This window comes from Streptomyces sp. NPDC092045, from assembly GCF_044756005.1.
GTDB lineage: Bacteria > Actinomycetota > Actinomycetes > Streptomycetales > Streptomycetaceae > Streptomyces.
Genome location: NZ_JBIVSC010000001.1, coordinates 298545 through 319245, shown reverse-complemented (window position 1 = coordinate 319245; position 20701 = coordinate 298545). Strand labels below are relative to the sequence as shown.

Annotated in this window: 19 protein-coding genes and 1 pseudogene; 13 read left to right on the top strand and 7 right to left on the bottom strand. The window is 73.1% G+C overall.

The genetic code is table 11. The annotated features are described in order from the left end of the window. Positions 1-449 precede the first annotated feature (449 nt). Genes murJ through ACIQKA_RS01500 form a run of 5 tightly spaced genes read left to right on the top strand, consistent with a single transcriptional unit; the run spans position 450 to position 5755 of the window. Positions 450-2093, top strand: coding sequence for a murein biosynthesis integral membrane protein MurJ (gene murJ / locus ACIQKA_RS01520; protein WP_383149867.1), 1644 nt, complete (start codon positions 450-452; stop codon positions 2091-2093). Next, positions 2062-2793, top strand: a complete 732-nt coding sequence (locus tag ACIQKA_RS01515) for a polysaccharide deacetylase family protein (protein WP_402540237.1) — start codon at positions 2062-2064, stop codon at positions 2791-2793. The genes murJ and ACIQKA_RS01515 overlap by 32 nt, the downstream gene beginning before the upstream one ends. Further along, on the top strand, positions 2790-3923 hold the full coding sequence (locus ACIQKA_RS01510; protein ID WP_383442979.1) for a glycosyltransferase: 1134 nt from the start codon (positions 2790-2792) through the stop codon (positions 3921-3923). The genes ACIQKA_RS01515 and ACIQKA_RS01510 overlap by 4 nt, the downstream gene beginning before the upstream one ends. A 30-nt stretch (positions 3924-3953) precedes the next feature. Further along, positions 3954-4622, top strand: a complete 669-nt coding sequence (locus ACIQKA_RS01505; protein ID WP_383432318.1) for a lipopolysaccharide biosynthesis protein — start codon at positions 3954-3956, stop codon at positions 4620-4622. Next, positions 4619-5755 carry a GNAT family N-acetyltransferase gene (locus ACIQKA_RS01500; RefSeq protein ID WP_391093376.1) on the top strand — a complete coding sequence of 379 codons (1137 nt, stop codon included), beginning with the start codon at positions 4619-4621 and terminating at the stop codon, positions 5753-5755. Before ACIQKA_RS01505 ends, ACIQKA_RS01500 begins: the two co-directional genes overlap by 4 nt. Before the next feature lie 12 nt (positions 5756-5767). Here the strand turns inward: ACIQKA_RS01500 and ACIQKA_RS01495 are convergent, their stop codons facing one another. Then, complete coding sequence (locus ACIQKA_RS01495) at positions 5768-7405, bottom strand: glycoside hydrolase family 26 protein (RefSeq protein WP_402539618.1); 1638 nt, start codon at positions 7403-7405, stop codon at positions 5768-5770. A 156-nt stretch (positions 7406-7561) separates the two neighbouring features. Between ACIQKA_RS01495 and ACIQKA_RS01490 the strand changes: the two genes are divergently transcribed. After that, positions 7562-8869: an ATP-grasp domain-containing protein gene (locus tag ACIQKA_RS01490; protein ID WP_402539617.1), complete on the top strand. Its 1308-nt coding sequence runs from the start codon at positions 7562-7564 to the stop codon at positions 8867-8869. 86 nt (positions 8870-8955) lie between these two features. Here the strand turns inward: ACIQKA_RS01490 and ACIQKA_RS01485 are convergent, their stop codons facing one another. Together ACIQKA_RS01485 and ACIQKA_RS01480 are read right to left on the bottom strand one after the other, a co-directional pair. Further along, on the bottom strand, positions 8956-9189 hold the full coding sequence (locus tag ACIQKA_RS01485) for a chaplin (RefSeq protein WP_383149856.1): 234 nt from the start codon (positions 9187-9189) through the stop codon (positions 8956-8958). Positions 9190-9486: 297 nt separating this feature from the next. Beyond that, positions 9487-9897 carry a rodlin gene (locus ACIQKA_RS01480; protein WP_383149854.1) on the bottom strand — a complete coding sequence of 137 codons (411 nt, stop codon included), beginning with the start codon at positions 9895-9897 and terminating at the stop codon, positions 9487-9489. 219 nt (positions 9898-10116) lie between these two features. On the opposite strand from ACIQKA_RS01480, the gene ACIQKA_RS01475 reads away from it, so the two are divergent. Then, positions 10117-10527, top strand: coding sequence for a rodlin (locus tag ACIQKA_RS01475; RefSeq protein WP_383149852.1), 411 nt, complete (start codon positions 10117-10119; stop codon positions 10525-10527). A gap of 112 nt (positions 10528-10639) precedes the next feature. Here the strand turns inward: ACIQKA_RS01475 and ACIQKA_RS01470 are convergent, their stop codons facing one another. Further along, a complete protein-coding gene (locus ACIQKA_RS01470; RefSeq protein WP_383149850.1) occupies positions 10640-10786 on the bottom strand; it encodes a hypothetical protein in 147 nt (48 codons plus the stop codon). 296 nt (positions 10787-11082) lie between these two features. Between ACIQKA_RS01470 and ACIQKA_RS01465 the strand changes: the two genes are divergently transcribed. Next, a complete protein-coding gene (locus tag ACIQKA_RS01465) occupies positions 11083-11490 on the top strand; it encodes a rodlin (protein WP_383149848.1) in 408 nt (135 codons plus the stop codon). Between the two features lie 86 nt (positions 11491-11576). On the opposite strand, the gene ACIQKA_RS01460 is transcribed toward ACIQKA_RS01465, so the two are convergent. Continuing rightward, complete coding sequence (locus tag ACIQKA_RS01460; RefSeq protein ID WP_402539616.1) at positions 11577-13595, bottom strand: thioredoxin domain-containing protein; 2019 nt, start codon at positions 13593-13595, stop codon at positions 11577-11579. Positions 13596-13788: 193 nt separating this feature from the next. Here ACIQKA_RS01460 and ACIQKA_RS01455 point away from each other — a divergent pair. From ACIQKA_RS01455 to ACIQKA_RS01435, 5 genes and pseudogenes are all read left to right on the top strand, one after another. Continuing rightward, positions 13789-13964, top strand: a pseudogene (locus ACIQKA_RS01455) (Uma2 family endonuclease); the annotation flags it as partial. 255 nt (positions 13965-14219) lie between these two features. Beyond that, a complete protein-coding gene (locus tag ACIQKA_RS01450; RefSeq protein ID WP_402539615.1) occupies positions 14220-15299 on the top strand; it encodes a hypothetical protein in 1080 nt (359 codons plus the stop codon). Next, a complete protein-coding gene (locus ACIQKA_RS01445; protein ID WP_383149844.1) occupies positions 15287-16300 on the top strand; it encodes an ATP-binding cassette domain-containing protein in 1014 nt (337 codons plus the stop codon). The genes ACIQKA_RS01450 and ACIQKA_RS01445 overlap by 13 nt, the downstream gene beginning before the upstream one ends. Further along, positions 16297-17133: an ABC transporter permease gene (locus tag ACIQKA_RS01440; RefSeq protein WP_402539613.1), complete on the top strand. Its 837-nt coding sequence runs from the start codon at positions 16297-16299 to the stop codon at positions 17131-17133. Before ACIQKA_RS01445 ends, ACIQKA_RS01440 begins: the two co-directional genes overlap by 4 nt. 5 nt (positions 17134-17138) lie before the next feature. Continuing rightward, on the top strand, positions 17139-17939 hold the full coding sequence (locus tag ACIQKA_RS01435) for an ABC transporter permease (protein WP_402539612.1): 801 nt from the start codon (positions 17139-17141) through the stop codon (positions 17937-17939). Positions 17940-18044: 105 nt separating this feature from the next. On the opposite strand, the gene ACIQKA_RS01430 is transcribed toward ACIQKA_RS01435, so the two are convergent. Together ACIQKA_RS01430 and ACIQKA_RS01425 are read right to left on the bottom strand one after the other, a co-directional pair. Next, the gene (locus ACIQKA_RS01430) at positions 18045-19079 is read right to left on the bottom strand and encodes a hypothetical protein (RefSeq protein WP_402539610.1); all 1035 of its coding nucleotides are present in this window, start codon (positions 19077-19079) and stop codon (positions 18045-18047) included. A gap of 23 nt (positions 19080-19102) precedes the next feature. After that, positions 19103-20128 (bottom strand): ParB N-terminal domain-containing protein, encoded by a 1026-nt coding sequence (locus tag ACIQKA_RS01425; RefSeq protein ID WP_383149836.1) that lies wholly within the window; start codon positions 20126-20128, stop codon positions 19103-19105. Positions 20129-20701: the final 573 nt, after the last annotated feature.

Sequence of the window (20701 nt, the reverse complement as noted above, 5' to 3'; positions counted from 1 at the left end):
CCCCGCCCCTGAGCCCCACGGACTCCCCGTGGGCCCCGGGGGCCGTCGTGCTGCCGGGGGCGGACGTCCTCCCCCACGACGCCCCGCCCGCGGGCGGTCTCGCCGGGGCCCGCCGCGTCGCCGTGCGCGGACGGACCGCGGTCGCGCACGAGCCGGGGGCCGGCGCGGGGGACGGGTCCGGAGCCGGGAACGGAAGCGGTGCGGCGGCCGGGCTCCGCACCGGCACCCGGACCGCGACCGACGCCGGGGCGGGCGCCGCGACCGGAGTCGAACCGGCCTCCGGAGCGACGACCCCGTCCCCGACCCCGACCGCCCCGCCGAAGGCGACGACGCCCCCCGCGCCCCGCACCGGCCGTCGAGCCCACGCACGCACCCGCGTGAGGAGGCGCGCGCGGGCGAGAAAGGCCGGCGGGCCCCAGGGCCGCGGGTTCCTGGCGAAGGCGGCGGCCGTGACCGCCGGGCTCACCGCCGTCGGTTCGGTGCTCGGGCTCGTGCGGGACCAGATCCTCGCCGGGTACTTCGGGGCCGGGGCCGCGACCGACGCGTTCCTGGTGGCGTGGACCGTGCCCGAGTTCGCCTCGACGCTGCTCATCGAGGACGCGATGGCCCTGATCCTGGTGCCCGCGTTCTCCCGCGCCCTGGCCCGGCGCGGCGACGGCGCGCTCGGCGATCCGGTGCGCGCGCTCGTGCGCGGGACCCTCCCCCGGCTCACCCTCACCGTCGGCCTCGTCGCCGCCGTCCTCGTCCTCGCCGCCCCGCTGCTCGTCGAGGCCCTCGCCCCCGGCCTCCCCGACCCGGCGCTCGCCGTCGACTGCACGCGCCTCACCGCGACCTGCGTGCTCTCCTTCGCCCTGGTCGGCTACTGCTCGGCCGCGCTGCGCGCGCACGGCCGCTTCCTGCCGCCGGCCATGATCTACGCGGCGTACAACGTGGGGATCATCGGCACGATCCTGGTCCTCCGCGAGCCCTGGGGGGTGCGGTCGGCCGCCGCCGGGGTCGCGGTCGGCGGGATCCTGATGGTGCTGGTCCAGGCGCCCTCCCTCGTGCGGGAACTGCGCTCCGGACCCGTGCCCCCGGCGCCGCGGGCGTCCGCCCCCCGGGGCGGGCAGGACGGGCGGATCCTGGTGCTCGGCCTGATCGCGCCGGTCGTCGCGTTCTCGCTGTGCCGCCAGTCCCAGACGCTGATCGAGCGCTTCCTCGCCTCGCCGCTGCCCGCCGGGGCCATCTCGCACCTGAACTACGCGCAGAAGGTCGCGCAGCTGCCGATGATCCTCTCCCTGATGCTGTGCACGGTCAGCTTCCCGGTGGTCGCCCGCGCCCTCGCGGCGGGCGACGAGGAGACGGCCCGCCACCGGGTCGAGCGGGACCTGCTGCTCGCCGCCGTCGTGGTGCTCGTCGGCGCCTCGACGGTGATCGCCGCCGCCCCCAGGATCGTGGAACTCCTTTTCGAGCGCGGCGAGTTCGGCGGCTCCGACACCACCGCGACCGCCGCCGTCATGCGGGTGTACGCCCTCGGCCTGCTGGGCCAGACGATGGTCGGCGCGCTGGTCCGCTGCTACTTCTCCGCCGCCCGCCCGCTCTGGTACCCGGCCGCCGCCATGGGCGCGGGGCTCGTCACGACCGGCGTCGCGGGCGTGCCCGGCGCCCAGTACTGGGGCGCGGTCGGCATCGCCGCCGCCAACGCCCTCGGGATCACCCTGACCGCCGTCCTGCTCCTGCGCGGCGCGCACCGCCAGTCCGTCCCGGTCCGGGCCGGCCGGCTCGGCGCGGGCCTGCTCCGGCTCGCCGCCGCCGGAGCGGGCGCCACCGGGGCCGGCTGGGCCTGCTCGGTCGCGATCGGCCCCGCCGTCCCCGCCGTCGTCGCCGCCGCCCTCGTCGCCACCGGCGTCTTCCTGCTCTTCCTCGCCTGCGCCCCCGAGGCGTCCGGCCTTCCGTCCCTGCCCCGCTCCGCCTACCGGAGGACCCCCCATGCCCGCCGTCACCGCGCCGAGCCGTCTGCTGCCGAAGCCGCCCCGGGGAAGGAACCTGCCCCCGTGGGGGAGCCCGTCCCTGTGGGTGGCGATGTACCACTCGATCACGGACACCGCCGATGATCCGTACCGGGTGACCGTCTCCCCGGTGCGCTTCGCCCGGCAGCTGCGCTGGCTGGGCGACCGGGGGCTGCGCGGGGTGTCGGTGCGGGAGCTGCTGGCCGCCACCGCCCAGGGGCGCGCCAAGGGCCTGGTGGGCCTGACCTTCGACGACGGCTACGCGGACTTCGTGGACTCGGCGCTGCCGCTGCTCCGCCGGCACGGCTTCACCGCCACGGTGTACGTCCTGCCGGGCCGGCTCGGCGGCGAGAACGGCTGGGACACGGCCGGTCCGCGCAAGCGGCTGCTGTCCGGGGAGGAGATCCGGCGGATCTCCGCCGCCGGGATGGAGATCGGCTCGCACGGGCTGACGCACGTGGCGCTGCCCGAGGCCGACGACCGGACGCTCGTCGCCGAGACCCGGCGCAGCCGCGAGCTCCTGGAGGAGATGACGGGCCGTCCGGTGGAGGGCTTCTGCTATCCGTACGGGCGGGTCGACCCGCGCGCGATGCGCGCCGTGCGCCGGGCCGGCTACCGCTACGCCTGCGCGATCGACCCGGGTCCGCACACCGGCGCGTACGCCCTGCCCCGCGTCCACATCGGCGAGAACGACACCGCCTGGCGGCTGGCCGCCAAGCGCCTGCTGCACCCGCTGCGCCGCCGCCGGCCCACCGACCTGGCGGTCCCCGCCGCGCACGCCCCGGCCGTGGTCGGTGCGCGATGAGGGTCCTGCACGTCATCACCGGCCTCGGCATCGGCGGCGCCGAGCAGCAGCTCCGGCTCCTGCTGCGCCACCTCCCCGTCCGGAGCGGGGTGGTGACGCTCACCAACCCGGGCGCGGTCGCCGCCGGCATCGAGGCGGACGGCACCCCCGTCACCCACCTCGGCATGACCGGCAACCGCGACCTCGGGGCGCTCCCCCGGCTGGCCCGGGTCGTCCGGCAGGGCCGCTACGACCTCGTGCACACGCACCTGTACCGGGCGTGCGTGTACGGCAGGGCGGCGGCCCGGATCGCCGGGGTGCGCCGGATCGTCGCCACCGAGCACTCCCTGGGGGAGCACCAGATCGAGGGCCGGCCGCTGTCGGCGGGCACCCGCGCCCTCTACCTGGCGTCCGAGCGGCTCGGCACCTCCACGGTCGCCGTCTCGCCCAGCGTGGCCCGGCGGCTCGTGGACTGGGGGGTGCCCGAGGAGCGCGTCCGGGTGGTGCCGAACGGCATCGAGACCGGCCGGTTCGCCTTCGACCCGGACGCCCGCCGCCGGACCCGGGCGGCGCTCGGTCTCCCCGAGGACGCGTACGTCGTCGGCGGGGTCGGACGGCTGGCCCCCGGGAAGCGGTTCGACCTGCTCGTACGGGCGGTGGCGGCGGTCCCGGGGGCCCGGCTGCTGCTCGTCGGGGAGGGCGGCGAGCGGGAGGAGCTGCTGCGGCTGGCCCGCGAGCTGGGAGCGGCCGACAGGGTGCTGCTCACCGGGGCCTGCGAGGACCCGCCGCCCGCCGGGTCGGCCGGGCCCTCGCTGCCCGGGCTCCTGGCCGCGATGGACGTCTTCGTGTCCGCCTCCCCCGACGAGGCCTTCGGGCTCGCGGTCGTCGAGGCGCTCGCGGCGGGCCTGCCCGTCCTGTACGCGGCCTGCCCGGCGGTCGAGGACCTGCCGGCGGGCGCGGCCCCGGGCGCCCGCCGGACCGGCGGCTCCGCGGCCGAACTGACCGCCGCCCTCCGCGGCCCCGCGGAGGCCCGGCCCGCCCGGCTCCCGGTGCCGGAGGCCGCCCGCCACTACGACATCGCGCGCAGCGCCCGGCAGTTGACGTCCCTCTACGACCAGGCCGCCGCGCCGTCCGCACAGCGTTCCCGATGAAGCATCCGTGAAGTGAGAGAAGCCCGACCCATGAAGACCACGACAGCCTCCCGCGCCTTCCCGCCCGCCGGGCTCCGCCTCCCCGGACGCTGGGCGGTGCTGCCCGCCGCCGTCCTGGCCGGGGCCGTGCTCGGCGGCGGCTACGGAGCCCTGAAGACGCCGGAGTACGCGGCGACCAGCTACGTCATCGTCGTACCGGGCGAGAAGTCCGACCCGGCCGGTGCGCTCGGCTTCGCCCAGGCGTACGGGCGGGTCGCCACCGACATCGCGGTGACCGGCGACGCCCAGGTGTGGGCCGGGGTGACGACCGCGACGCTGCGGAAGAAGGTGACGGCGGAGACCTCCCCGGACGCCCCGATGATCTCGATCACCGCGCGGGCCGCCCGGCCCGCGAAGGCCGTGTCCATGGCCGACGGGGTGGCCAGGGCGCTCATCCTCGACAGCTCGCACGTGGCGTCCAGCACCGGCGTGAAGGTCGTGCAATTCTCCCGCGCCACGAAGCCCGTCGACCCGGTCTCCCCCTCCGCGTCGCTCTCCGCGCTCGTCGGCGGCTGCGCGGGCGGCCTCCTCGGCGGCCTGGGCCTCCTCGTCCGCCCGAAGCGGGCCGCCGCGCGCGGCGAGTCCCGCCACTCCCGCCGGGCCGGCGCCCCGGTGCCCGCCCCCGCCGTGTCCGGCGCGCACCGGCCGGAGACGGTGTGACCGGGGGCGCCCTGCGGACGGAGGTCTGCCGTGACGAGGAGGGGTTCGGGCGGCTCGCGGCCGAGTGGACGGCGCTGTACGGCCGCTGCTCCTCCGCCACCCCCTTCCAGTCCCACTCCTGGCTGCACTCCTGGTGGCTCTCGTACGGGCGGGCCGGTGCGCTGCGGGTGGTGCTCGTACGGCGCGGGGACGGCGCACTGGTCGCCGCCGCGCCCCTGATGCGGGCCCGGGGCCCGCTGCCCGTCCTCACGCTGCTCGGCGGCTCGATCACCGACTTCACGGACGTGCTCCTGGACGACGACTGCCCGGAGGCGGTCCCCGCCCTGGCCCGGGCGGTCGCCCGGACCGCCCGGGGCGCGGTGGTCGACCTGCGGGAGGTCCGGCCGGGCGCGGCCGGCGAACGGGTCTTCGCCCACTGGCGGGGGCCGCGCCGGCGGCTGCCCGACTCGCTGTGCCTGGAGCTGCCCGCCGTCCCGATGGAGGGCCTGCTCGAACGGATCCCCTCCGGGAAGGCCCAGCGGGTGCGCGCCAAGCTGCGGAAGCTGGACGCGCTCGGCATCGACGCGCGCGTGGTGACCGGCGAGGAGGTCCCGGCCGCCCTGGACCGGCTCCTGACGCTCCACCGGCTCCAGTGGCAGGGCCGGGGCGTCACCGCCGAGCACACCAGCGAGCGCTTCGCCCAGCACCTGTCCCGGGCCGTGCGGCCCATGGTGGAGCGCGGGGACGCGATGGTCACCGAGTTCCGGCTCGCCGGGGACGTGGTCGCCGCCGACCTGACGCTGATGTCGCCGCGCCTGGCCGGCGGCTATCTGTACGGGGCCGACCCGGCGCTGCGGGCCCGCAAGGTCGACGTGGCGACGATGCTGCTGCGGCACGGGGCCCGCGAGACCAGCGCGGGCGGGCGGGCCACGCTGAGCATGCTGCGGGGCAGCGAGTCGTACAAGCACCACTGGCGCCCGGAGCCCGTCCGCAACCGCCGCCTGCTCCTCTCCGGGCCCGGTGCGGCCCCGCTGCTCTGGCTCCGCGCGGGCGCGGCCGACGCGCGGCGCTGGGCGGCCCGCCAGGCACGGGAACGGGCCTGGGCGGGGCGGGCGCTCGACCGGGTCAAGGGCCGCCCGCCCCGCGACGGATGAGCTCCGCCCCGGTCAGAAGGGCCAGACGCCCTTGAGCGCGTCCTTCCAGTCGAGACCGGCCCCGTCCTTCCAGGGGCCCTTCGACACGCAGACGGGCCCGCCGATCCAGCTCTCGACCCACGAGCCGAGGTTGACGGACCAGCAGTTCGACTGGGGCACGGGCGTGGGAAGGGGCACGGGCGTGGGCGCGGGCTTGGGCTCGGGCTGCGTGGGCGTCGGCGTGGGGGCGGGCGTCGTCGGCGCGGGCTTCGGCTCGGGTTGCGTGGGGGCCGGTGTCGGCGTGGGAGTGGGCGTGGGCGTCGGCTCGGGTTCCGGCGTGGGTGTCGTCGGCGCGGGCTTGGGCTCGGGCTGCGTCGGCGTGGGCGTGGGCGTCGGAGAGGGAGTCGGCGTCGGCGCGGGAGTCGGTGTCGGTGTCGGTGTCGGTGTCGTCGGTGCGGGCTTCGGCTCGGGCTGCGTGGGGGTCGGCGTGGGAGTCGGCGCGGGTTCCGGCGTCGGCGTCGGCGTGGGTGTGGGCGTGGGAGTCGGCGTCGGTTCGGGCTTGGGTTCCGGCGCGGGCTGCGTCGGCGTGGGGGTGGGCGTCGGCGTCGGTGTCGGCTCGGGCGTCGGGAGCTCCGGCTCCTTCCCGTACAGCATCTGACGGAACACCAGCGACGACCGCGGGTTGTCGTCGCACTGCCAGACGCCGTGCGGGCAGTAGTCGGTGATCGTGTGGTAGAGCGGTTTGTGCAGCTCCATCCATTCGAGCATGCGCCGCATGTATTCCGGGTTGTCGCCGTTCCGGAAGAGTCCCCATTCCGGATAGGAGATCAGTTTTCCGTGCTCGGCCGCGAAATCGATCTGCTTCCGCAGCCCGTACGGCTCGTCGACGTGTTCGTCGAAACTGCTTCCCGGCGGCTGGTCGTACGAATCCATGCCGATGATGTCGACGACGTCGTCGCCCGGGTAGCACTCGGTCCACGGAACGGCGTCGCGGCCGCGGCTCGGGTTGAAGTCGAAGCGGAACTTCTGCCCGGGGACGGACCGCATCGCGGCGACGATGCGGTTCCAGTACGCCTTCCAGGCCTCGGGGTCGGGGCCGCACCGGTGGGTGTAGGTGATGCCGTTCATCTCCCAGCCGAGGACGACGACGGTGTCGTTCGCCCTCAGCTCGACGAGGCGCCGGGCGAGGGTCCTGAAGTGGTGGTCGTACTGCCCGGCCGCGCCGAGCCGGAGCTGCCGGCGGACCTCGGCGTCGGGGACGCGGGCCTCGTTGCGCTCCAGCATGGGGACGTTGAGGACGAAGAGGCGGTCGGCCTTCTCGTTGCGCCAGTTCGCCCAGGCGTCGAGGAAGCCGGGGGGTCCCTCGATGTTCTTCCAGCGGTCGCCGGGGAGGTAGGTGTGGCCGACGCGGAGCTCGCGGCCGCCGAGCCAGCGTTCGAGCTCGCCGATGCGGGCGACCCCGTACGCGCCCGAGGAGAGGAAGGCGCCCATGGCGCCGGCGACCGACGACGGCCCGGGGTCCCGCGCCTCGCGCGTCTCCCCCGCCCCCCGGCCGTCCACGGGCGCCGCGGCGTGGGCGGAGGGCGACAGCGCGAGGGAGCCCGAGGCGAGGAGACCGGCGGTGAACACCCCCAGCCACGCTCTCGAATTTCTCCGGCTTGCAGCTTTCATGGCCGTTCCTCCGCGTCACGCAGTAGGTGACAGATCGTCAATCAGATGTTCCTAAAGTATTCCTAATGAGCCGTCCGTGAACTCGACTTTCCTTCGCTCGCTAGTCCATTAGAGGATTTGATCGCCCGGTTGGTGCACCGAGACGAAGGGCATGCCGTGCCGAGTTTTGACACCCGCGTCCCGGCCGTCCTCGTGCGGCTCGACCGGAACCCCTTTCACCACGGCACGCTCGGGGCGGTCCGCTCGCTGGGCCGGGCGGGAATCCCGGTCCACGCCGTCGTCGAGTCGCGGACCGGTCCGGTGGCCCGTTCCCGCCACCTCCGGTCGGTCCGCCCCGGCCCCGGGGCCGCCTCCTCCGCCGAGCTGGCCGACTTCCTCCTCCGGGTCGGGGACGAGGTGACCGAAGGGTCGGCGGCCCCCCTGCTCGCCGTCCCGCTGGACGACGTCACCGCGCTCGCCCTGGCCCGCCGCCGCGCCGAGCTGACCCCGCGCTTCCTGCTGCCCGAGCAGACCGAGGCGCAGCTGCTGCGGGTCGCCGACAAGGCGGCGCTCGCCGAGACCTGCGCGGCCCTGGGCCTGCCCCACCCCCGCACCGCGCTCCCCACCGGCGCCGACGAGGCCGCCGCCATGGCCTGGGCGCTGGGCCTCCCGGTGGTCGCCAAGTGGAGCCGGCCCTGGCTGCTGCCGGCCGGCGCCGGGCTGCGCAGCACGTCGGTCGTGCGCTCGCTCGCCGAGGTGCGGGAGCTGTACGCCCGCGCCCCGGAGGCCGGCAGCCGGCTGCTCCTCCAGGAGCTCCTGCCCGAGGGCCGCGACCTGGACTGGTTCTTCCAGGGGTACGTGGACTCCGCGGGCCGCTGCCCGACCGGGGCGACCGGGCGCAAGGAGCGCGCCTGGCCCACCGGCGCCGGGCTGACCGCCGCGGGCCGCTGGGCCGTGAACCCGGCGGTGGACCGGACGGCCCGCGCCCTGCTCGGCGCGCTCGGCTACCGGGGCGTGTGCGACCTGGACTTCCGGCTCGACCGGACGACCGGCGCGTACCACCTGCTCGACTTCAACCCCCGGCCCGGCGCGCAGTTCCGGCTCTTCACCGACCAGGACGGCCTGGACGCGGTCCGGGCGCTCCACCTGGACCTCACCGGGCGGCCCGTCCCCCCGCCCTCCCCCGCGTACGGGCGCCGGTTCGTGGCCGAGAACTACGCGCTGCTCTCGCTGCTCACCGTCCCGCGCCGGCGGTACGCGGCCGAGACCGGCGGGGTGCGGCGGCCGACCGAGTGGGCGTGGTGCGCGGCCGACGACCCGCTGCCCGCGCTCGCCATGGGCCGCGCCTGGCTCGCGCACCTGCTGCGCAAGGCCCTGGCGGCGCTGCGCCGGCGGTGGACGCCCGGCGGACCGCGCCCGGCCGCCGCGCCGCCGTCCCCCCGCACCGCCCCGGAGGACGCGCCCGACCGGCTCGCCCCCCGCTGACCGCGGACGCGGCACGACAAGGGCCGGCCCCGGGGAGCGGGTGCTCCCCGGGGCCGGCCCCGTGCCTGTCCGCGTACCGCGTCGGGTCAGTCGTTGGCGCAGACGTTGCCGAGGGCCGGGTTCAGCAGCGCGATGATGTTCACGGTGTTGCCGCAGAGGTTGACCGGGATGTGGACCGGGACCTGGATGACGTTGCCGGACAGGACGCCGGGCGAGCCGACGGCCGCGCCCTCCGCGTCGGCGTCCGCGAAGGCGGGCGACGCCACACCCATGGCCAGGACGATACCGGCGACGACGGCCGCAGCCTTCTTACAGTTCATTTCGTCTGGATCCTTTCCTCGGCGGAAGAATTGTCACGGATCTCGTGATGTCCGGGGAGGGGAGTTCCCCGGCCTCCGCTGTACACAACACAACGAACATCCCGCACAAAGGAAACCGAAATAACTTCGGCGGTGTTCTTTTCACTCCATTGCCCGCACGGAACCGCCCGCACGGAACAATCCGGCGCCCGCACGGGACAATGCCGGCGCCCCGGGAAACGGGGCGGGCGCCGGCACGGAACAGGGCCGGAAGGGAACGTCGCCGTTCCCTTCCGGCCCTGCCGTCCGCACCGCGGGTCAGCCGTTGGCGACACCGTTCCCGGAGAGGACCGGGATGTCCTCCAGGATGTGCGACAGCGGCTCGTCGCCCTTGGCCTGGGTGGAGTTGTCCGCGCACTGCTGGTTCTGCGGGGAGGACAGGACGTTGACGTCCTGGACGGTGATCGGCACGAGGCCCACGAGGGAGCCGAGGTTGCCCTTGACCGGAACACCGAGGCAGAGCTTGTTGAGCGAGCCCTGGACCAGCGTCATCTGGGGGCTCAAGTCGCCCGCGGTCTCCGAGTTGCCGTACGCCTGGGTGGCGCCGTTGCCGCTGAGCGAGGTGGTGCCGCCGTCGTCGGCGATCGCCAGCGCCGGGGAGGCCGCCGCGGCAGAAGCGCCGACGACGGAGGCCGCAACAGCCGCAGCCGCCACAATCTTCTTGATCACGGTGATTCCGTTCCTGTTCCCACCAATCGACCTGATTGATGCGCCCGGCTCAACTGCCTCCGGCGGGTTTGGTTCCGGCGCTTCACCCTTTCGAAGGGGCACTCGTTTCGCGCTGCCGCGCGCGCTCCGCCAAGAGGGTGACACGACGGAACCCCGGCGTCCGGGACCCTGTTGGTCAGGTCGCTCCCTGCACGGAGCAGGTTCTAGAAGGGAACTCCCGTGATCAAGAAGGTTATGGCCACCGCGGCCGCGGCCGTCTCCATCGTCGGCGCCTCCGCCGCCGTGGCCTCCCCGGCGCTCGCCATCAGCAACGACGGCGGCACCACCTCGTTCAGCGGCAACGGCGCCACCCAGGCGTACGGCAACTCCGCCACCTACGGCAACATGAGCCCGCAGATGGCTCTGATCCAGGGCTCACTCAACAAGCCCTGCATCGGCCTGCCGGCCAAGCTCAACGCCGGTTCGCTGATCGGCCTCGTCCCGATCACCGTCCAGGACGTCAACGTCCTGTCCTCCCCGCAGAACCAGCAGTGCGTCGAGAACTCGACCCAGGCCAAGGGCGACGAGCCGCTGTCGCACCTCCTGGAGGACATCCCGATCCTGTCGGGCAACGGCGTCGGCAACAGCTGACGTTCCCGTCCGGACGCGACGCCGTTCACACGTCACGTTCCCGCGTCAGGGGCCGCCCTCCGGGGCGGCCCCTTTCGTCGTGCCGTGCGTTCCCGTCGTCCCGCGCGTCTCCTCAGCGCGGCCAGACCGGGGTCGCCATCAGGCGCTCCCACTCCCGGTCCGGCATCCCCGGCACCGCGCGGCCCGCCTGCGTCCACTGCGTCACCAGGGCGGAGTAGACCGGGAACGGAGTGCGGTCGGCGGGGGTCGGGTCGCTCACGTACCGGCTCTTCGGAATGAAGGCCATCCGTTCCCATTTCCCGGGCTCCGGCGCCATCTTCGCTCCTTCCGCTGGGATTCCCGCATCATTACACAATGGGCACGGGAGAGTGATTCACCCTCTCCGGGCCGCGTCGCGCACCTGTGTGCGAACGGCTCGAAATACGGTGCGGGACAGGGCATTTCGCTCATCTGCCCGTAGTCCGTCCGGTGGACTTCCCGGAACCTTCGGCATTCCCGCCGGTTGATCAGTACGGCTCGGCAATCGGCGAGCCAGTATCCGAAAGGCCTGAACTGATGAAGAAGCTGTTCGCTACGGCTGCTGTGGCCGCGTCGGTCCTCGGCGCGACGGCGACGGGCGCCGGGCAGGCGCTCGCGATCGCCGACGACGGTGGCACCACCTCGCTCAGCGGCAACGGCGCCACCCAGGCGTACGGCAACTCCGCCACGTACGGCAACATGAGCCCGCAGCTCGCGCTGGTCCAGGGCTCGCTGAACAAGCCCTGCGTCGGCCTGCCGGCCAAGGTCAACGCCGGTTCGCTGATCGGCCTCATCCCGATCACGGTCCAGGACATCAACGTCCTGTCCTCCCCGCAGAACCAGCAGTGCGTCGAGAACTCGACCCAGGCCAAGGGCGACGAGCCGCTGTCGCACATCCTCAGCGACATCCCGGTCCTGTCCGGCAACGGCGCCGGCAACAGCTGAGCGACCGGCCCCGGTACGGCCCCGCCACCCCTCTTCGGAGGGGCGGCGGGGCCGTCCCCGTTCCGGGGCCTCGCCGTGGGGCCCGTTCAGAGCTTCCGGCGCAGCTCGTCCGGGTCGGTGACCGGCGCGTCGCAGGTGAAGCGGCGGCAGACGTACGCGGCGGGGCCCCCGGCCACCAGCGGCCGGCCCTCCAGGAGCGGGAACTCCTCGCCGCCGGGGGCGCCCGCGGCGAGGACCGCACCGGGCGCGGTGGCCAGGAGCGCGGTGCGGCGCAGCTCGCGGAAGGCCTCGTCGCCGGGGTCGCCCACGACGGCGACCTCCTTGGGGCCGTCGAGGAGGGCCTCGGCGACGGCCAGGCCCCAGCCGATGAAGCGGGGAGCGCGCGGGCCGAGGGCCTTGACGACGCCGAGGGCCCCCTCGGCGTCGGACCGGTGGGCCTCGGAGCCGGTGTGGGCCGCGTACGCGAGCAGGGCTCCGGCGGCGGCGGTCCAGCCGGACGGGGTGGCGCTGTCGGTGGGGTCCTGGGGGCGCCGGATGAGGGTCTCGGCGTCGTGGGCCGTGTCGTACAGCGCGCCGCCCTCGGCGGTGAAGCGGTCGAGGACGAGGTCGAGGAGGAAGCCGGCGAACTCCAGCCAGGCGCCCTCGCCGGTGACGGCCGCGAGGGCGAGGAAGCCCTCGGCGACGTCGGCGTAGTCCTCCAGGACGCCCGCGTTGGCGCCCGCCCGGCCGTCCTTGGACGTCCGGGCGAGGCGGGCGCCCTCGTCCATGTGGACCCGGACGAGCAGGTCGGCGGCCTCGGTGGCGCGCTCGACCAGGTCGGGGCGGTCGAAGAGGGCGCCGGTCTCGGCGAGCGCGGCGATCGCGAGGCCGTTCCAGGCGGCGACGACCTTGTCGTCCCGGCCCGGTCGCGGGCGCTCGTCGCGGGCGGCGCGGAGCCGGTCCGCGATCGACGCGATCCGTTCGGCGTCGGTCACGCCCGCGTCCTGCGGGAGCTGGAGGACGGAGCTGCCCTCCTCGAAGGTGCCGTCCTCGGTGACGCCGTAGTGGGCGGCGGCGACGGCGGCGTCCTCGGGTCCGAGCACCTCGGCGAGCCGCTCGGGCGTCCAGACGTAGTAGGCGCCCTCGACGTGCCTTCCGGTGCCGTCGTCGGAGTCGGCGTCGAGCGCGGAGGCGAAACCGCCCTCGGGCGTGCGGAGTTCGCGCACCAGGAAGTCGGCGGTCTCCAGGGCGACCCGGCGGGCCAGGTCGCTGCCGGTGGCCTTCCAGAGGTGCGCGTACACCCGGCAGAGCAGGGCGTTGTCGTACAGCATCTTCTCGAAGTGCGGGACCGTCCAGGTGCGGTCGACGGCGTAGCGGGCGAAGCCGCCGCCGAGCTGGTCGTAGATGCCGCCGCGGGCCATGGCCTCGCAGGTGTCGGAGACCATCTGGAGGGCGCCCTCGGAGCCCGTGCGGGCGTGGTGGCGGAGCAGGAACTCCAGGACCATCGACGGCGGGAACTTGGGGGCGCCGCCGAAGCCGCCGCGGGTGGCGTCGTACTCGCGGGTGAGGCCGAGGAGGGCCTGCGCGAGGTCCTCCTCGCCGGGGACGCCGTCGCCGCCGTACGCGAGGGAGCGGCCGGCGAGCTCCTTCACGATCCGCTCCGCGACCTCGTCCACCTCCCCGCGCCGCCCGGCCCAGGCGTCCCGGACTCCGGTCAGGACCTCGGAGAAGGAGGGCATGCCGTGACGGGGCTCGGGCGGGAAGTACGTGCCGAAGTAGAAGGGCGCGGCGTCCGGCGTGAGGAACACGGTCATCGGCCAGCCGCCCTGCCCGGTGGCGGCCTGGACGGCCTCCATGTAGACGGCGTCGACGTCGGGCCGCTCCTCGCGGTCGACCTTGACGGCGACGAAGCCGTCGTTGATCAGCTCGGCGGTGGCGTCGTCCTCGAAGGACTCGTGGGCCATGACGTGGCACCAGTGGCACGCGGAGTAGCCGACCGACAGCAGCACGGGCACGTCGCGCCGCTTCGCTTCCTCGAACGCCTCCGGTCCCCACGGCCACCAGTCGACCGGGTTGTCAGCGTGCTGCAGCAGATACGGGGAGGTCACACCAGCCAGCCGGTTCATGTGATCCAGCCTCTCACGTCGACGCGTCCCTGTCGGTCCGGTCCGCAGGCCCCCGGCCCGGGGCCGGTGCCCGGGTGGAAGCGGGCGGCACGCCGAGTCGAGCAGCACCGCATCCCCGAAGGAGGCGCTTCATGACCGCCGGGAGGGTGGCGCCCGTGTGGATGCGCGCGCAGATCAGCGCGGAACCGTACGGCTCCTGGTCGTCGAGGTCGTGTCGCCCGGTTCGGAGACCACCGACCGGATCGTGAAGGCGGCCCGTACGCCAGAGCCGGCATCCCCTTCTCCCGGCGCGTCGAGCGGGCCGTCACCGGTGTTCCGATCGTCTGCGCCTGCGTCCTCGACCCAGCCACCAGGGCCTACCGGGAGGGCGTGACGTCCGTGTCCGGTTCGGCGGTCACGCGCACCGTGGCGGTGAACCGATCGTACCGGTGCCCGGCCGCGGGAAGAAGCGTGCACCGTGTCACCGTGCACGTGGCGCGGGTGGACAGGTCCCGGGGGCTCTGGTGAGGTGAGGGGGTCCTGAGGAGACGCAAGGGCGATCCTCGGGAGCCGACTTCCCTGCCTGCGGCGGCGCTTGCTGTCCTCTAGCTCGATTGTCGAGGCTGATCAATGACAACGGCCCTCTTGAGCGTGGCCATCATGACTCACCCGGCCCGTTCCGCGATGGCGGGGAGTCTGGTCGGGTCGCTCGGCGGCGACGTCAGGGTGGTCACGGACCCGGAGCCCGGCGGGGCACCCAATCCGCTGCGTACGAGCGTCGAGGCGTGGGCGGCCTTCGGCGAGGGTGCGACTCATCATCTGGTGCTGCAGGACGACGTCGTGCCGTCGGGCGAGCTGTTGTCCGTCGCACGTGACGCGGCCGCGCGGTTTCCCCGTTCGGCCGTGGCGTTCTATGCGAACTGGGACGGCCCCGACGGCGCGGCGGTCCGCGTGGGGGCGTTGGCCGGTGCCGGGTGGGTGCCGGCGGTCGACGACATCTACACCCCCACTCTCGCCCTCATGCTGCCCGTGGATCACGCGGCCCGTTTCTCCGAGGAGGCGCGTCCCCTCGTGTCGACGCGCCGCGAGGACGACGCGGTGATGCTGGACCACCTGGAGCGTCATCGCGTTCCCGTCCTTCTGTCCGTACCCAACCTGATCGAGCATCAGGGCACGGAGAGCATCGCCGGGAACTCCGGTGAGCGGTGGCGATCGGCGTGCGTGTACCGCGGTGCCGACCGGCCGCGCACCGAGGTGCTCGGCGTGCTGACCGCCGTACCGCACTATCGCGACGGCGCGGCCTACGTCCTTCTGCACGAGGGGGAATCCGGGGGCCACCGCGTCTGGCGACGGACACCCTGGCGCCAGGCGGCGGACGCGTTCGGAGTGGACGTCGGGCGGGTCGAATCCGGTTGGGACGAGTGGTCCGGCGGCGATCCCGCGGCACGGGCCGTCGAAGAGCTCATCGGCCGGTCCGCGACGCGTGAACTGTGGGCCGCGGCCTGTCTGCTCGGCATCGCGAGCGAGCGCGTGCGCCCCCGTGAGCGGGCCGCGGACGATCGCCTCCGCTCGACAGCGCTGAGCACGCTCGGAGTCGGCGGCCTCATTCCGGTCGTCACGTGGCGCGAGCTGAACGGAGCCCGGCCCCTGATGCACCGTCTGGCCATGGCCGGGGCGGAGCACGGCGCGGCTTCCGCGCTCGGGGGTGCCGCGTGTCGGCTTTGATCAGGGCGGAGGGGCTGACCAAGTACTACCGGCGCCCGCGTCGCCACGAAGGGCCGTTCGGCGGACTGCGAACCCTGATCACCCGGCAGTACGACGAGGTGCGGGCCGTCGACGGTGTCGACTTCACCGTGTCGGCCGGCGAACTCGTCGGCTACCTCGGCCCGAACGGCGCGGGAAAGAGCACGACCATCAAGATGATGACCGGGGTCCTCGTCCCGACCGGCGGCCTCGTCGAGGTACACGGCACCGCCCCCTGGCGGAACCGGGAGAAGAACGCGATGCACATCGGCGTCGTGTTCGGACAGCGCAGCCAGCTCTGGTGGGACCTGCCCCTCGTGGACTCCTTCACCCTGCTGGGAAAGATGTACCGCATGTCCGAGGCGGACTATCGCCGCCGGCTCGACGAGTTCGTCGACCTGCTCGACCTGGGTCCGTTCCTCGACCGGCCGGTCCGCCAGCTGAGCCTGGGCCAGCGCATGCGGGGCGACCTGGCCGCGGCCATGCTCCACGAGCCGACCATCCTCTACCTGGACGAGCCGACCCTCGGTCTGGACGCCGTGGCACGGGACCGGATGCGCGACTTCATCGCGGAGACGAACCGGGAGAGCGGCACCACCATCGTGCTCACCACGCACGACCTCGTCGACGTCGAGACCCTGTGCGAACGGGTCGTCTTCATCGACCAGGGGCGAGTCCTGTACGACGGGAGCGTCGCGGCCCTGAAGGCCGCGTACGCACCCCACCGCACGCTGGTCGTGCAGCTCGCCCCCGGGCTGACGGCGGTCCGGGCCGCCGAGTTGCTCGGTCCCGGCGTCCCGGGCGAGGTGACCGCGGAGGAGGGACCGACGCTGCGGATACGTTTCGAAGCGCACCGGACATCGGCCCAGGAGGTCATCTCCGCGGTGACGAGCCGCTGTCCCGTGACCGACCTCTCGATCGTGGAGCCCGAGCTCGAGGACGTCATGCGCACCCTGTACGGCGACCGCGAGATCACCGCATGAGCGTCGGCCGGGCCGCCCGCTCCGACGGCCCCCTCCGCAACCTCCCCGCCTACCTGCAGATCATCCGCGGCAGGCTGCGCGTCGCCCTGGCCTACCGTCAGAACGCGTTCTTCATGCTGGCCGTCGTCATCGTCCAGATCTTCGTCCTCCGCAAGGTGTGGACCGCGTTGTACGGCGGCGCGGACGTGGTGAAGGGGGTCGCGCTGGCCGACGTCCTCGTCTACCTGACGATCGCCAACCTCCAGAACTGGGCGATGCAGGACTCGGCCGTCGGCTCCCACCTCTATTCACTGGTACGGGAAGGACGCATCGCCTTCGACATCCTGCGACCCGCCGGATTCGTCCAGCAGATGCTCGCTCATCTGGTGGGGGGAACCCTGTCGATGGTGCTGTTCGCGACGGCGGCGCTGCCGCTCGTCGCGCTCGTCGGCACGCTGGGGCCGCCCGCCTCCCTCACGGCCTTCGGGTACTGGCTGCCCAGCCTCCTCGTCGCGTTCGGCATCTCCATGCTGCTCAACCTCATCGTCGGCCTGGGCGCCTTCTGGACGACCGAGTTCGGGGCGTTCGGCATGCTCTACACCCTCGTCAGCCAGTTCCTGGCGGGAGTGCTCGTGCCGCTGTACTTCTTCCCGGACTGGCTGCGGACGGTGGCCGAAGTCCTTCCCTTCCAGGCGATGACGTTCACCCCCGTGGCGATCTACGGAGGTCAGCTGTCCGGCGGCGAAGCGATCCGGGCGATCGGCGTGCAGCTGTTCTGGGCCGCCCTGCTGGCAGGCGCCGTACGGCTGATCTGGTCGCGGGCGCTCCACCGCGTCGTGGTGCAGGGAGGATGACGGCCGTGGGAAGCGTACGCATGACGTTCCTGCTCTACCGGGCGGCGGTGCGGAGCGAGACGCAGTACCGGCTGAACTTCGTCATGCTGCTCGCGCTGGGGCTCGTCTACCAGGGCAGCGGCATCGCCTTCGTCTGGACCGTGCTCCGCACCTTCGACACCATCGCCGGCTGGACCTTCGGAGAGCTGGCGTTCCTCTATTCGCTGCGGCTGATGGCGCACGCCGTCTGGGTCGTCCCCTTCCATCAGGTCGCGATCATGGACACCATGATCCGCGAGGGACGGTTCGACCGCTATCTGGTGCGGCCGCTGAACCCGTTCCTCCAGATCGTCACCAGCCGGTTCCGGATGAACGTGATCGGCGACGTGACGGCCGCGGTCATCCTGTTCGCCGTCGCCGTGAACCTGGTCGACGTCGACCTCTCGCCGCCGAGCGTCGCCTACCTCGTGTTCGCGGTCGTCGGGGGCGCGCTGGCCGAGGGAGCGGCCGCGGTCCTCGTCTCGTCGCTGAGCTTCCGCTCCGTGCAGACCTGGGCGGCCGGCCAGCTCGTCGACAACATCTACTTGATGTTCGGTTCCTACCCGACGCGCGTCTTCGGCGGTGCGTTGACGTGGGGCCTCACCTGGGTGATGCCCGTGGCCGTCGTCGCCTACATCCCGTCGGGCGTCCTGCTGGACAAGACCGACACCCTTCACCTCTCGGCTCCGGCGGCCGTCGCCGCGCCCCTGATCGGCCTGCTGTGGTTCGCCGCCGCCCTCGTGTGGTGGCGAAGGCGGATGCGCGGCTACCAGAGCGTCGGGGCCTGAGCCGGGGGCGGAGGCTCCGGGGGCCGGACACGTCCGGCCCGGACACCCCGCGACACCTGCTCCCGGAACCCACGAATGATCACCCGCCCGGCGGGGTCGCCCCCGTCAGATCGCGGCGGCGTCCACGCCGCGGTGGACCAGGCGCAGGTTCCGACTGCCGTCCGGCTCCTCGAACGCGATCAGGCCCGGGTCGTGCCGGCTCTCGTGGCCGGGGATGGCCTCGCCCCCGCTCCATTCGCCGTCCTGGTGGATGGCGTGGTGGAGCGAGTCGCCGTCCGGGGACGGGTAGACGGCGTGCAGCCTTCCGTCGTACGAGGCGAGGGACGCGCCGCGACGGCTCGTGAGGCCGTCGAGGGCGACGGCCCCGCTCCACGTGTCGCCGTCATAGGTGGCGTGCCACAGGCGCTGGTCGTACTCCCTGCGGTAGAGCAGGTGGAGCAGGCCGTCGTGCTCGGTCAGGGCGTAGTTCCCTGGCGGGCGCATGTCGGCCGCCGCCTCCTGCCGCCCGGCGTTCACCACGGCGAGGGGTTCGCTGCCGCGCCCGTGCCGGATCGGCGTCCACGTGCCGTCCCCGGCGAGCGTCGCGTGCTGGACGGTCGCGCCCTCCGGGCCGTCGGGGCCCGTACCGGTTCCGCTGACGGCGAAGACCAGGTGGAGCCGGCCCTGGTAGACGGCCAGGCCCGGCCAGCGGCCCGGTCCGGTCCCGCGAGGCTCCTCGTGCCTCCACGCCGTCTGCCAGGGACCGCCCGCCGGGCGGCGGGTGGTCGCGAGACCGCCGCGGCCGTCGTCCCAGAAACGGTGGTACACGGCGTACACGCTGCCCTCGTGCGCGGCGAGGGCCGGGGAGTGGAAGGCGAGGTTGCCGTTGCCGAGGTCGGCGTCGGGGGTCCACCGGCGGGGGCCCGGCCGGCCCCCGTCGTCCGCCGGCGTGTGGGAGGTCCAGCGCAGCGGGTTGTTCTCCGCCACTCCGTGACGGGCTCCCCGGTGGACGCAGAGCAGATCGTCTCCGTTCTGGGCCAGAGCCGGTGCGGCCGCGCTCCGGTGGTCGAGGAGGATTTCGTCCTCGCCCCAGCCTCCGGCGGTGGTGTACGTGGAGTGCCAGAGGCGCTGTTCGCGCTCATGGGCGATCGCGGCGGGCATGCGGACTCCTTGATGTGGACGTGTCAGTTCCCGGACTTGTCAAGCCTGTCGGCGAACTCCTGCCACGCCGCCGCGCACCTGCGGGCGACGTCGGCCACCGCGTCGGCGGAATGCGGGGGGATCGTTTCGATCACCCTCTCCCACGTGTCCGAGGTGAGGGCGTGCAGGCTCAGGCTGCGCAGCAGGAACCGTCCCGTCTCCGTCGACCTCAGCGAGGGGTCGCGTTTGAGCTTGAGCCAGCTCGGTCCGCGGGCGTCGGGGGGAATCGACGACACGGCCGTCGCGAGGGAGCGCAAGGAGGACCTGTTCCCTAAGTCGGCCTCCGCGGGTGAACCGGTGTTCTCGGCGGCCGGCTCGAGGAGGGGGGTCCGTCCTTCCCGCAGGCTGTTCCGCACCCTCCTCGCGGTGTTCGGCGACACGCCCGCGGCCCGTGCGATCTCGCGCAGCGAGGCGTCCGGGCGGTCGGCGATGACCTGACTCGCCCGGAGACGCCCGTAGTTGACGTCCAGCGGGTGGGACCGACCGTCCTTTCCCACCCTCCGCCGCTGCTTCTCGGATCCTCCCGATTTCTGCACGCGCAGTTTGGCGACCGTCTTGTCCGAGAGCCTGGTGATCTCGGAAATGGCCCGGTTCGACCATTCCGGATGGATTCCGAGTATACGGAGGGCGGCATTTCTGCGGTCCGCGAGTTGCAGGGGAAGACCATGTGTGGTGTTAAGCTTCACCGCCAGCAGGTAGGCCTGGTCGTCACTGCCCCTGAAAAAGCGGGCCCGGATTTTCTGCTCGCCTTTGAGGATGGCCGCCTGTACTCGATGGAGACCATCGATCACCTTCATCGACTCGTGGTGCACGAGGATGGGAGGAAGCGCGGCATCGGTTTCCGTGAGGGTGTGGACGTGGGATGCGCAGATTCCTTGCGAACGGGGCGATTCGGTGAGGACCAACTCATTGACCGGAACTTCCACCACCGGTAGATCTTCATCGGGTGAAAACTGCCTCAGTACGGTTTCGACATCATGCTGGGTTAGATCAGTTTCAGGCGTATTCATGAAGTGACTCCCCCACTGGTGCGTCCATCTATGATCATGCGTCATGCACCGAGATGAGGTCAATGGGGAGTCGGTTCGGCGCACCGGCCTTCCACTTCTCGAATATTGCAGTGTAGTTGCTTAAAGGCCACGCAAAAGAGCGCCTGTCGACGCGTTCGGGTCAGGCGTGGCCGAAGTGTGGATTCGGCGGCCCCACCCGCACGGGCGCGCCCCGCTCACCTCTGCCTCCGTGGTACTGGGTTTCACCTGGGATGGTGTCGCCCGAAGCGTCGAACATGCCTCTTCCCGCATTCACTGAATTCAGCCAGGAAGGGTACTTTTGGCCCAATCTCACGGAAGCTTCACACTGTGTCGCGGACGGTTGTGCAATCGCGGAAATTCCGCATCTGCACAGGGCAGGCCGGTGCGGCCGGTTCCTTCGCGGCCCCGGGCGTCCAGCTGTCGGCACGCACGGATGAGCGGCTCTGCCGCCGCGGCACCGACGGACCTTGCGATGACGCGACGGAGCGTGCTCAGATGGGGAACACGCCGAGTGCGAATCACACCGCCACCGCCGACCGTTCTCCTCGACGG